Source organism: Iodobacter sp. BJB302, from assembly GCF_002735645.1.
GTDB lineage: Bacteria > Pseudomonadota > Gammaproteobacteria > Burkholderiales > Chitinibacteraceae > Iodobacter.
In genome coordinates, this window is sequence record NZ_PDZG01000012.1 from 35778 (window position 1) to 48776 (window position 12999).

The 12999-nt window shown below is 48.9% G+C and carries 11 protein-coding genes; 9 read left to right on the forward strand and 2 right to left on the reverse strand.

The features are described 5' to 3' along the window. Window positions 1–2 precede the first annotated feature (2 nt). Window positions 3–881: a 4-hydroxy-tetrahydrodipicolinate synthase gene (dapA, locus tag CSQ88_RS06005; RefSeq protein ID WP_099397202.1), complete on the reverse strand. Its 879-nt coding sequence runs from the start codon at window positions 879–881 to the stop codon at window positions 3–5. A gap of 487 nt (window positions 882–1368) precedes the next feature. On the opposite strand from dapA, the gene CSQ88_RS06010 reads away from it, so the two are divergent. After that, on the forward strand, window positions 1369–4038 hold the full coding sequence (locus tag CSQ88_RS06010) for a PAS domain S-box protein (RefSeq protein WP_180273549.1): 2670 nt from the start codon (window positions 1369–1371) through the stop codon (window positions 4036–4038). A gap of 102 nt (window positions 4039–4140) precedes the next feature. Here the strand turns inward: CSQ88_RS06010 and CSQ88_RS06015 are convergent, their stop codons facing one another. Beyond that, window positions 4141–4764, reverse strand: coding sequence for a LysE/ArgO family amino acid transporter (locus CSQ88_RS06015; protein ID WP_218963007.1), 624 nt, complete (start codon window positions 4762–4764; stop codon window positions 4141–4143). 254 nt (window positions 4765–5018) lie between these two features. Between CSQ88_RS06015 and CSQ88_RS06020 the strand changes: the two genes are divergently transcribed. The 8 genes from CSQ88_RS06020 to aspS all read left to right on the forward strand — a co-directional run bounded on the left by CSQ88_RS06020 (window position 5019) and on the right by aspS (window position 12846). Next, complete coding sequence (locus tag CSQ88_RS06020) at window positions 5019–5690, forward strand: energy transducer TonB (RefSeq protein WP_218963008.1); 672 nt, start codon at window positions 5019–5021, stop codon at window positions 5688–5690. Between the two features lie 12 nt (window positions 5691–5702). Next, on the forward strand, window positions 5703–6380 hold the full coding sequence (locus CSQ88_RS06025) for a MotA/TolQ/ExbB proton channel family protein (RefSeq protein ID WP_099397205.1): 678 nt from the start codon (window positions 5703–5705) through the stop codon (window positions 6378–6380). Window positions 6381–6382: 2 nt separating this feature from the next. After that, entirely contained in the window at window positions 6383–6793 is a 411-nt protein-coding gene (locus tag CSQ88_RS06030; RefSeq protein WP_099397206.1) for a biopolymer transporter ExbD, read from the forward strand. A gap of 85 nt (window positions 6794–6878) precedes the next feature. Continuing rightward, window positions 6879–9161, forward strand: coding sequence for a TonB-dependent siderophore receptor (locus CSQ88_RS06035; RefSeq protein ID WP_099397207.1), 2283 nt, complete (start codon window positions 6879–6881; stop codon window positions 9159–9161). Between the two features lie 79 nt (window positions 9162–9240). After that, window positions 9241–9921 carry a Fe2+-dependent dioxygenase gene (locus CSQ88_RS06040; protein WP_099397208.1) on the forward strand — a complete coding sequence of 227 codons (681 nt, stop codon included), beginning with the start codon at window positions 9241–9243 and terminating at the stop codon, window positions 9919–9921. A 109-nt stretch (window positions 9922–10030) separates the two neighbouring features. Beyond that, on the forward strand, window positions 10031–10243 hold the full coding sequence (locus CSQ88_RS06045; RefSeq protein WP_099397209.1) for an FmdB family zinc ribbon protein: 213 nt from the start codon (window positions 10031–10033) through the stop codon (window positions 10241–10243). 13 nt (window positions 10244–10256) lie between these two features. Continuing rightward, entirely contained in the window at window positions 10257–10901 is a 645-nt protein-coding gene (locus CSQ88_RS06050) for a DUF502 domain-containing protein (protein ID WP_099397237.1), read from the forward strand. 139 nt (window positions 10902–11040) lie between these two features. Then, window positions 11041–12846, forward strand: a complete 1806-nt coding sequence (aspS, locus tag CSQ88_RS06055; protein ID WP_099397210.1) for an aspartate--tRNA ligase — start codon at window positions 11041–11043, stop codon at window positions 12844–12846. Window positions 12847–12999 lie beyond the last annotated feature (153 nt).

Genomic DNA, 12999 nt, shown 5'->3' on the forward strand with positions numbered 1-12999 from the left:
TCTCAGTGGGTCAGTCCGGCTGCGGCCATGGCATGAGCCACCACGGCTTGTGCGCCTTGTGAAAGGGGGGTAAGGGGCAGACGAATGCCAGCTTTAATAAAACCAAGCTGCTCTACAGCCCACTTCACAGGAATAGGATTTGCTTCAATAAATAAATGCTTGTGCAAGTCTTGCAGCGGATCGTTTAATTTACGTGCACCTGCTGCATCGCCAGCAATGGCTTTTTTGCACATTACATGCATTTGCTGAGGGGCGATATTGCCTGTTACGGTAATGACACCATGCCCGCCAATCAGCATAAACGCCATGGCCGATGCATCGTCGCCAGTGTAAAGCGCAAAGTCTTTTGGCGCGCGCTTAACCAGATCTGCAGCTCTTTCCAAATTGCCTGTGGCGTCTTTAATGCCGACGATAAAGGGTAATTCTGCAAGGCGCAAGGCGGTGTCATTAGATAAATCAGCAACGGTGCGGCCAGGCACATTATATAAAATGGTCGGCAATTCGCTTTGCTCGGTAATGGCTTTGAAGTGCTGATACATCCCTTCCTGAGTAGGGCGGTTGTAGTAGGGCACAACAGAAAGACCATAATTTGCACCAACGGCTTTTGCCCGCAGCGAAAGATTAATGGCTTCGCGGGTAGAGTTGGCGCCTGTGCCTGCAATCACCGGCACACGGCCTGCAGCCTGCTCAACAACCACGCGAACAATTTCAATATGCTCGTCCACATCAACCGTCGGCGACTCTCCCGTGGTCCCTACGGCAACAATGCCGTCGGTACCTTGTTCGATATGCCAGTCGACGAGTTTTCTAAGGCTCGCGAAATCGAGGCTTCCGTCCTCGAACATGGGGGTGACAATCGCCACCAGACTACCTGTCAACATGAGCCTGTAATCCAGTCATTAACACAAACTCCTATTCTAACTGAACGATGAAGCAGCAGGAAACCTGTCGTAGGGAGCTTTTCCAGTGCTTTGTGTTGCGATTTTTTGAATCTTTGTGGGGCAGGGTGGCTCTGCTTCCTTAATATTCAAGGCTTAGCTGTAGTTTTAATTTTTTTTTGTGCTATAGAACCGCCGATTTTTTCACACAAAATGCCAGTAATTTTGCTTTATTTTTTATGCCGAGGGCGTTTTGTAAGGTGAAAATCTTACGCAAAAGCATAAAAAAGACTGCTGTTGTGCATAGGAAGCGATTTGAATTTACTTATCTATACTGTCGTTAATCATTATTTATGATGCTTTATCTGCATTACGGCAGGGTGGTGATGGCAGATAGGCTTGTCAATAAACGAGCTTTGAAGGGTAAGGAGGGGCAGTGCAAGTTGCTGAGCGCCTGTTAGGGTATAGAAGGCTTGGGTGGCGGGATATAGTGGCATTGATTGCGCTAACCCTGTTGCTTGCCTTTCATATTCTGCAATGGCCGGGCTATCTTTTGCTCTGCGGGCTTTTTATTGTATTAAGGTCGTCTAAAGAGGTGTGCGATACAGCTATTTACGATGCTTCAGCTTTTGCGGTGCTGTTGAGTGATCAGAAAGGGCGCTGCTGTTATGTTAATGAAAAATGGAGCTTGTTGTCCGGCCTATCTTTGCAGCAAGCACTGGGGGAAGGCTGGCTGGCCGCGATTCATCCTGAAGACCGTCCCGGCGTGCTGGCGATGTATGCAGTAGCAAGGGAAGGGCAGCTTCATGCTGCAGAGTATCGATTTCTGCTGGGTGAGGGGCGTGTGGTTTGGGTTTCCTCATCGCTTTTGCCTGTGCCAGGCTATGCCAATGTAGCCTGCCAGGAGCTGATTCTTGATTTAACAGCGTCTAAACGACAGGAGGCGGAGCGTTCTGCTTTGCTTGCTGAACAAAAAGAAATGAAAGAAGAATTAGAAAGTATCTTAAGCAGCTCTAATGATCCGATTGTTGCTGTTGATATGGAATTCAGATTCAGTGTTTTTAATCAAAGCTATGCAAATCTCTTCTTTTTATTGTATGGCGTAAAAGTTGCCCGGCGGGATTGCCTGCTGCAATATGAATTAAAATCAGAAGAAGACAGGTCCAATTTAATTACCTTTTGGGGGCGTGTGTTACAGGGCGAATCTTTTGTGATTCGCCGTGCTTTACATGGCGATGACAAAATAACCCGGGTCTTCGATTTATCTTTCAGCCCTCAGTTTAATTCTGCAGGTGAGCAAATTGGTGCAATTAATGTTTTGCATGATGTGACACTATCCGCACAAACGGAGCGTGCATTACAAAAAAGTGAAGAGTTACTTAAAGCGGCCACTCAGTCCAGTGTGGATGCTATTTATGTGCTGGAAGCCATAAAAGATGAAAGCTGGACGCTGGTTGATTTTGATTTTTATGAAGTTAATCAGAATGGATTTGATTTTTTTCAGCTGCATTCAGACGATATGCCAAAGATGTCTTTTGAAGAAGCGGTGAATCGTATTGGCTATGGCTATTTATTTGATGTATGCAGTGATGTGTATTTTACTAAAACAAAATATCAGCAGGAAAAAGAATGCCTTAATCCGGAAGGCGGCAGCTGCTGGTTATTGTTTAGTGTGGTTGCCTTATCGAACGGTGCCGTGCTTACGGTCAGCGATATTAGTGAGCGTAAACAATCTGAGCTGGCCCTGGCGACCTTCAGCAGCTTGCAGCAGGCCATTCTTGATTCGGCAGGATCTGCAATTATTGTCACTGATTTAACAAATACGATCCGCTTATTTAATCAGGCAGCAGAGAAAATGCTGGGTTATCAGGCGGGCGAGCTGATAGGCAAAGAAACCCCCGCTATTTTTCATCAGGCAGAGTCTGCCCGTTTGTTTATTACTGAATTTGAAAAAGAGCTGGGTGAGCCATTGCCGGTTGGGGCGGATATCTTTTCAATTCAGGCTATGCGTTATATCCAACGCGACTGGATTTATCAGCACCGGGATGGCCATGCTTTTCCGGTTGAATTAACCATGAATGTAGTTCGCAATCAGCAGGGTGAAATTACCGGCTATATGGGGATTGCGAATGATATCAGTGTTCGAAAAATGGCCGAAATGAAATTGCAGCAAAATGAATCCCGCACCTCGGCAATTTTGGATAGTCTGCATGATTGTGTGCTTTCAGTGGGCGTGAATGGTTTGATTCTGGATGCTAATCCCGCGGCATTAAAAATATTTGCTTACGATGATTTAAGAGGGAAACCCTTGAGTTTATTATTTCCTCATTTGGGAGAAATGAATCTGCACCATGGCCTGGCACAGGATATTTTTTCCCGGCTGGGGGTCGATACCCAAGGCATGCGCGAAGTGGTCGCCATTAATAAGGAGGGCGTGGAAGTTTTAATGGATATGGCGCTGGCTGAGGTGGAAGTTGATGGTGCGCGTGTTTTTATCACTACGCTGCATGATTTAACCCAGCATAAATTAGATGAACAAAAAATGCAGGAAACCATCGAAGAGCTGGAGGCGGTGCAGTCCAGTTTAAGCGGCAGCCACGAGCAATTGTCTCAGGCAAATCAGGAGTTATCCAGACTGGCGCATCTGGATGGCCTGACAGGGATTGCTAACCGGCGCTTATTTGATCAGACGCTGGTGCAGGAGTGGGCGCGTGCGGCAAGGGCGGGTGAGTGTCTGGCGCTGGCGATGCTCGATGTGGATTACTTTAAGCGTTATAACGATCATTTTGGCCATCAGGCAGGCGATGAATGCCTGAAGCGGGTGGCCGTGGCGATTGCCTCGGCTTTGCATCGCCCGGGGGATTTTGCCGCGCGCTACGGCGGAGAGGAGTTTGTTCTGGTGTTGCCAGGTACAGATCAGGATGGTGCGGTACAGGTGGTCGAGGCGGTTTTAAATCAGGTGCGTAATCTGGCCATTGTGCATCAGACATCGGATGTGGCGAAGGTGGTGACTTTAAGCGCAGGTATTGCCGTTGTTCTGCCTCTGCAGGGGGTTGATCCCTATTGCCTTGTGCAGGCTGCCGATCAGGCCCTTTACCAGGCCAAGCATCAGGGACGAAACCGTTATTTTCTGGCGGGGGCGAATCGGCTCACAGAATAAGGGGATAGCGGCGTGTGTGAATTGTGGATAAGTCATCTAAGACATTGATCTGCTAAGGATAGAGGTGGGCTGCTTATTTTTTAAGCAGCCCTTTTTCTGTAACTAAAAAAAGCCTGCCATTTTGATTAGGGAAACGGCAATCGCCAGCATCATAAAGCCAATCAGAATATCCAGAATCCGCCACGCCAATGGCTTATTAAACAGGTGGCTGAGCTTGCTGGAGCCATAGGCGAGCGAAAAAAACCAGACAAATGAAAACCCAACCGCACCCAGTACAAAGAGCGGGCGTTCGGCGGGGGCTTGTTGTGCGCCAATGGAGCCGACCAATACCACGGTATCGAGCAGGGCGTGAGGGTTGAGCAGAGAAAAAGCCAGCCCCGCCAGGATCACCTTGCCCGGTGTGGCAAAGGCGCGTTCACGATGATCATCGCCCAGAACGTCGGGGTGGAGTGCCTTCTTAAAGGCGTTGAAGCCGTACCAAAGTACAAAAACAGTGCCAAAAATGGCCATCCAGCGCTGCAAATCGGGCATGGTGTTGAGCGCATGCCCCATGCCTGCCACACCAATCGACATCAGGACTAAATCACAAATAGAGCAAATCAGTGCAGTCAGAAATACATGTTGTCTGGTTAAGCCCTGCCTTAATACAAAGGTGTTTTGTGCGCCAATGGCCATGATCAGGCTGGCAGACAAGGCTGCGCCATTAAATACAGTTGAGATTGTCATCGGTGGGTCTTTTCTGAGAGGGCTGAAAATTGCTGGGTCACCCACAATGTAAGGTATTCGTCTGCAAATGCCTAGGGTCTCCTGATCTTTCATTCACGGTTATTGTCTGAATTATTGCTGCTGAATAAGGCAACAATCATTAAAGCCCCGGGGCTTGCAAACAGTGCAAAGTGCGCTGCCAGACAGGCTTTTTATGCGGTGCGGAAATGTAAATATTACTTGAAAGAAGAATTGTTCTCGTTTAAAGTATGAGAATGATTATCAATAGAACTCTCATTGTTGCGGTGGCTTTGCTCGGCCACTCTGCTCTGCTTTATGGCTTAACGACGATGTCAGTACAGCCTGCAAAGCCGAAGCAGGTACTCATGCTCCTTGCGCCTGCGCCCATTCCTATGGGGGAGGATGTTGTTAAGCAGCCAGATAGTAAGCCCCAAGCCAAACCCCGCCCCATAATCAAGCCGCAAACAGCAAAGCCAGTGCTTGCTAAGGCGGTGAGTAAAACCCCCGAAGCGATAAAGGCGCCTGAGCAGCCAGTAGCCGGGCAGATGGCTGCCGCTGCACAAACGGCAGCGCCCGCAGAGGCTGTGCCTGCGCCGGCCACGGCGGGCAGTAAAAACAGCAAGCAGATTTCGGATGAAGTACCTGTTGAAACACCCCCATTATTTAATACCAGCTATCTCGCAAACCCTCGTCCTTCCTACCCTGCTCAATCGATGGCCCTGGGTGAAAAGGGGCGGGTGATGCTCAGGGTGAAGGTCAGTGAGTCTGGCCTGCCTATTGAGGTTGAATTAGCGCGCAGCAGCGGTTATCGCCGCCTGGACGATGCCGCTAAAAAAGCGGTTGAGCGCTGGAAGTTTGTGCCGGGCCGCCGTGGTGATAATCCGGTTGTAATGAGTGCCATGGTTCCTGTGGATTTTGTAATTTAAAAGAGGTTTGTAATGGATTTAGCGTTAATTTGGCATTCGGGTGACCCTGTTCTGGTGTCGGTTTTTGTACTGCTGCTGACCATGTCGGTGGTGAGCTGGTGTCTTATTTTATTGCGCAGCAGTCTGCTTATTCGCATTAAACGCGGGCAAACCCGTTTTTTAGCCAGCTTCTGGAAAGCATCAGATTGGAATGAGGCCACCAGCCTGACTGCCCATGCGATTGCACCTGAGGCTAAGCTGGCCCGTGCCGGCTGGGAAGGTTTGGCTCATTACCGCAGCAATGCAGGCAAGGGCCTGGGTTTGGCTGTGTCTTTAGATGATTATCTGGTCCGCACATTACGTACCCGCTTAAGCCAGGAAAACGCACGTCTGGAGCTGGGCTTGTCATGGCTGGCAACGGTGGGCTCGGTGTCTCCGTTTGTAGGTTTGTTTGGCACGGTGTGGGGGATTTATCACGCGCTGGTGGCCATTGCAACAAAGGGCGATGCATCGCTGGCAACGGTGGCAGGGCCTATCGGCGAAGCGCTCGTGGCAACCGCGGCAGGTTTGGCAGTGGCGATCCCTGCGGTGGTGGCTTACAACGCCTTTGTGCGGGCTAATCGGGTGATTGCTCAGGGCCTGGATGGCTTTGCGCATGATTTGCATGCTCAGCTTTTAACGGCTGCCGCTGTAGAAAAAGAAGGTAAATAAGCATGGCTTTTGGAGGCTTTGATCAAAGCGATAACGCGCCGATGTCTGAAATCAATACAACACCGCTTGTCGATGTGATGTTGGTGCTTTTGGTGGTGTTTATTGTAACCGCGCCTGTTATGACGCATTCCATTCGGGTTGATTTGCCTAAGGCTAAGGCAGAAGTCACCCAGACACCGCCTGCGGTGCTGCGGGTTACGCTAACGGCAAGCGGGCAGATTGAATGGGAAAAAACACCTGTTCGTGCCGATGAATTACCCCTTCGTTTCGCAACAGCCGTGGCGAAAGATGCTCAGACCGAGCTGCATTTGCTGGCGGACAAAAGCGTGCGCTACGAGCTGATTGCACAAACCATGTCGGCAGCAAGGCAAGCGGGTTTAACGAAAATTGGCCTGCTGACAGACGGAAACTGATCAAGCATCAGACTGAACGTTTTACCGGACGAAGGTCAGACGACCTTCGTTTTTTTTTGACTCAAAAAAAATAGAAGACATACCCATGAGAGAGATACACAAGCCTAAATCGGCTATCCGCCACCTGGCTAAACTGCCGGCGGCCGCAGCATTATTTGGCGCGATGAGCGCAAATGCCGCACCGATTGACGAAGTGAAGCTCGCACCGGTTGAAGTAAAGGCCGATGTTAAAAACACTAAAGACACTGATAAAACTTACAACGCGCCCGTAACCCGCGTAGGCCGAGTGCCACAGGCTGCGCGCGATATTCCGCAGTCAACAAGCAGCGTGACGCGCTCCCTGATGAATGATCAGGATAGTAATTCGCTAAAAGAAGCTTTACGCAATGCAGTAGGGATTACTTTTAATGCTTCCGAAGGCGGCAGTAGCGGCGATGGCGTGCGTTTACGTGGCTTTGCGGCATCGAATGATTTGTATTTAGATAATTTCCGTGACGCGGCTCAATACAATCGTGACACTTTCAATACCGATACGGTAGAAGTTTTACGCGGGCCATCGTCAATGATTTATGGCCGTGGATCAACGGGCGGTATTATCAATCAAGTAAGCAAAACACCATATCGTGGTGATTTGAATCAGTTCACTGCTTCTATTGGCACAGAAAACTTATATCGTGGCGAGGCTGACTTTAATCGCAGCTTGAGTGAGAACGCAGCGTTGCGCGTTAATGTCATGGGCCAAAAATCCGGTAGTACGCGTGAAGGTGCAGAAATGAATCGCTGGGGCGTTGCGCCTTCGGTGAGCATCGGTTTGGGTGAACCAACGGAAGCTACGCTGTCTTATATGCATTATCAAGAAGACAATATTCCTGATTATGGCGTGCCTTATTATCGCGCTGCCGCTAATGGCCAGCCAGAAGAAATCAAAGGAATGCCGGGCTTTTATCGTGAGAGTAAAGATGGAACAAATCAGCCTATCCCTCAGGTTGGACAGTTCTATGGTCTAAAAGATTTTGATTCCGAAAAGACCAAGTCTGATGTCTTGAGCTTGAATATTCAGCACCGCATTAACCCGAATATGCTGTTGAAAAATTCGACCCGTTTGGGTGTTTACGAGCTGGATCTGCGCGCAAGTGCACCAGGGTTGTTGTTCAAAAAAGATGAAATATTGAATGACAATACGATCATTACCCGTGGCCGCAAATTGCGTATGCGTGATCAGGATATTTATTCCAATGTCAGTGATTTGATTTGGGATTTTGAAACCGGCACGGTACGGCACAATGTATTACTTGGCTTTGAATTAACGCGTGAAAAGTTGTTAAGCACTGGTCGTGTTCATTTAGACACAACTGGGACCGTTGCTCCTGATAAAAACACCGGCTTGGCTCAATGTGTTCTCCCAAGCACAACAGTAGGCAATCCAGCAACGAGTGGCAATGTGCCAGGGTGCTCTGCACCTTTTGTAACGGGTAAATCGACTTCAGTGGCCGATACCGTGGCCTTTTATGCGCAAGATTTGATCGAGCTTACGCCGCAATGGAAGTTGTTGGTTGGCGGGCGCGTTGATCACTTTAAGGCCTATACAGATAATGAATCGTTCACCAAGGTTAAAGCTGCTGCCAGTACGGGTCGCACCGATAATATTGCTAGCTGGCGCACAGGGCTGATTTATCAGCCTGATGGTAATCAGTCTTATTATGTTTCTTATGGCACCTCGTTTAATCCATCGGCTGAAGCCTATTCAACCGACCCGCGTGGTGAATCGGTTGATCCGGAGAAAAACCGCAATTTTGAAGTGGGCGCGAAGTGGACCATGCTGGATGGCGATTTAAGTCTGCGCACGGCTATTTTCCGTACTGAAAAAACCAATGAGCGCCAGACAGACATCGAGCAGGGCGTTGCTAAGCCTTATTTAATGTCGGGTCGCCGTCATACTGACGGGATTGAGATTGAATCGGCAGGGCGGATTACTGAGCTATGGCAAGTTTTTGCCGGTGTAGCCGTGATGAATGCGCGTATTGATGAAGTAGCAGGCGCAACACCAAAAGAGACTGAAGGCAATTACGCTGATAATGCACCGCGTTATACCGCTAATTTCTGGAGTACTTACCAAATCAATAGCAATTGGAAAGCAGGTGGTGGTTTTAATGCCATGGATAAGCGTTATGCGGGCACCGACAATACCGTTTATTTACCCGCGTATGTGCGTTGGGATGCAATGGCTGAATATCGCTTCCGCGATTACAGCGTGCAATTAAACATTAATAATTTGTTTGATACCGATCATTACGAAGGTTTATATCGTGGGTTTGCCGTTCCGGGTGCAGGCCGCACTGCGCACCTGACGGCTAACTACAAGTTTTAAGTATTAGTGATTTTGCAACCGCCACGAGTAGCATCGTGGTGGTTTTTTGCATTTAAGGTTGATTGAAAAGGATTGGATGATGTTGTTGCATATTCCCCAGGTGCTGGATGCGCAGACTGTGGCTTATTGTCGGGAGCGGCTGGAAACGGCTCAGTGGCAGGATGGCAAAATGACTTCGGGCACGCTATCCGTGTCGGTGAAACGAAATGAGCAGCTGGCAAAAGACAGCCCGGTGGCAAAAGAGCTGGGGGCGATTATTTTGCAGGCGCTCAATGCCAATGAGCTGTTTTTTTCAGCCGCGCTGCCCAGCTACGTGATGCCGCCACAATTTAACCGCTACGAAAACAGCATGGATTTAGGCAATCATATTGATAATGCCGTGCAGGGGATTTTTGGCACGCAAGAGCGTATCCGTGCAGATTTATCGGCCACGCTGTTTTTTGCTGAGCCAGAGGATTACGACGGCGGCGAGCTGGTGATCGAAGATACTTACGGTGTGCATGAGGTAAAGCTGGCTGCGGGCGATATGATTTTATATCCATCCACCAGCCTGCACCGGGTGGAGCCTGTTACCTGTGGTGCGCGGCTGGCTTCATTTATGTGGATTCAAAGCATGGTGAGGGATGTAGGCGAGCGGGCGGTATTGTTTGATCTGGATACCTCAATCCGCCAGTTGCGCCAGCAGGGCGGATCGCACGATATTGCCACTCAGCTGACAGGCACCTATCACAATTTATTACGCCGCTGGGCTGATCTGTAGCCTTAAGAGCGCTTGTGGTGAAAATTTTTATGCTTTCTCCGCCTCTGCGGGTTCGATCAGTGTGCCTATACGCGGTATAATCCGTGTTTTTTGTGTGAGCTTACACGTAATGCCTATTTATGCTTATCGCTGTGCTGCTTGCGGTCATTCTGACGAGCATATTCAGAAGATGTCGGATGACACGCTTACCGTGTGCCCTGCCTGCCATGCATCCTCTTATGAAAAGCAGCTAACTGCGGCTGGCTTTCAATTGAAAGGCAATGGCTGGTATGTGACCGATTTTAAAGGTGGACCTTCGTCTAAATCGCCCACGGATGCTTAATAAATCCATGCTGATGACGCATTTCAAAAAATACTTACTGACAGGTTTATTAGTGTGGGTGCCTTTGGCCATCACGCTGTGGGTCTTGCAGCTGATTATTGGCACGATGGATCAGATCGGTGCTTTATTACCTACTTCAATGCGCCCGGATTCATGGCTGCTGCAGGCTTTAGAAGGATCGTTTCCCTTTTTAGTGGGCTCGCATCATATTCCTGGTTTTGGCGTGATTCTGACCGTCGTTGTATTACTGCTGACGGGTGTGTTTGCGACCAATGTGCTGGGCCTGCGTTTATTGCAGGTCGGGGAAAAAGTTCTTAACCGTATTCCGATCGTGCGTTCAATTTATAGCAGCGTGAAGCAGGTTTCAGATACTTTGTTTTCTGATTCCGGCCAGGCGTTTCGTCAGGCGCTACTTGTGCGTTTTCCTCATGGGGATGCGTGGACGATTGCTTTTATGACCGGAACACCGGGAGGGGAAGTGGCCGCCGTACTGGATGGTGATTATGTGAGTGTTTATGTGCCTACAACACCCAACCCCACCTCCGGTTATTTTATTATGGTTAAAAAGTCCGACGTGATCGAGCTGGATATGAGCGTCGATGAAGCTTTAAAGTATGTTATTTCGATGGGTGTGGTTACACCCGGCAAGACGGTTTAGTCCGGTAAAGAGCCAAAGATGGCGTTAAGAATGGTTTGTAGCGATTGCCTTATCCGCTCAGGGCTTTTTTTCCTTATCCTTGGCTTTTTCAATCACTTGCCAGCATGATCAACACTGATTAAATCAAAGAGAAAACTAAATGCGTACAGATTACTGTGGTCTTATTGACAGCCGTTACCTCGGGCAAACCGTCACCATTAAAGGTTGGGCGCATCGTCGTCGTGATCATGGTGGTGTGATTTTTATCGACCTGCGTGATCGTGAAGGTTTGGTGCAGGTTGTGATCAACCCGGATACCCCGGAAGCATTCACCACAGCGGATTCATCACGTAATGAATACGTTCTGGAAATCACCGGTCTGGTGCGTGCCCGCCCGGAAGGCGCAGCCAATAAAAACCTGATTTCTGGCGAAATTGAAATTGTTGCGACTGAAATCAAAATTCTGAATACAGCGGTAACGCCACCGTTCCAGATCGACGATGAAAATCTCTCTGAAAACGTGCGTCTGCAAAACCGTGTGATCGACCTGCGTCGTCCGGTTATGCAAAAAAATCTGCGTCTGCGCTATCGCATCGCCATGCTGATCCGTAATTACCTGGACAGCCGTGGTTTTATTGATATCGAAACCCCGATGCTGACCCGCTCCACACCAGAAGGCGCGCGCGATTATCTGGTGCCCAGCCGTGTGCACGATGGTCAGTTTTTTGCCTTGCCACAATCTCCACAGCTGTTTAAACAATTGCTGATGGTGGCGGGTTTTGATCGCTACTACCAAATTGTAAAATGCTTCCGCGATGAAGATTTGCGTGCAGACCGTCAGCCGGAATTCACCCAGATCGATATCGAAACCTCGTTCCTGAATGAACACGAAATCATGGACATCACCGAATCGATGGCCAAGCACGTGTTTAAAGAAGGGATTGGCGTTGAGCTGACCGATTTCCCGCGCATGACTTACGCTGATGCAATGTATTACTACGGCTCGGATAAGCCTGATCTGCGTGTGACTCTGAAGTTTGTTGAGCTGACAGACCTGATGAAAACGGAAGAATTCAAAGTATTCCGCTCTGCTGCAGAAATGGCCAACGGCCGCGTGGTAGGTTTACGCGTACCGGGTGGTGCTGCGCTCAGCCGTAAGGAAATCGACGAGTACACCAAGTTTGTTGCGATTTACGGCGCTAAGGGTCTGGCTTACATCAAAGTAAACGATGTAACCAAGCTGACCAATGACGAGCATTCCGGTCTGCAATCTCCGATTGTTAAAAACTTGTCTGAAGCTGCTCTGAAAGAAATTATCGCCCGCACTGGTGCAACTGATGGCGATCTGATTTTCTTTGGCGCGGATAAAGCCAAGGTGGTGAACGAGGCGATTGGTGCATTGCGGATTAAGATTGGCCACGAGAAGGGCGAGGCGGGTGGTTACTTCGCTCAGGGCTGGAAGCCAATGTGGGTGATTGATTTCCCAATGTTTGAGCACGACGAAGAAGCCGATCGCTGGACAGCATGTCACCATCCGTTTACTGCACCGCAAGACGGCCACGAAGATATGCTGGATACCAATCCGGGCGCATGTATTGCTAAAGCTTACGATATGGTGCTGAACGGCTCGGAAATTGGCGGCGGCTCTATCCGTATTTACCGCGAAGAAATGCAATCTAAAGTATTCCGCGCGCTGAAAATTGATGCTGAAGAAGCACAAAACAAGTTTGGCTTCTTGTTAGAAAACCTGCAATTTGGTGCGCCTCCGCACGGTGGTTTAGCATTTGGTCTGGATCGTTTGGTGACTTTAATGGTGGGTGCGGAATCTATCCGTGACGTGATCGCCTTCCCTAAAACACAACGTGCTCAGTGTTTACTGACCGATGCACCAAATAGCGTGGATGAAAAACAACTGCGTGAATTGCATATCCGTTTACGCCAAAAAGCAGAAGTCGCAGCGAGCTAAATATTCAAGCTGTAAAGAAGCACTCACTTGGTGGGTGCTTTTTTTTGCATTAAATATATTAGATTGGCGAAGTTGGATTTATAAGTAATTTTGGTATGGAAAAACTGGTATATTTTTTCTATGTATCGTGGGGGGGGCATGGTATCGCAATGT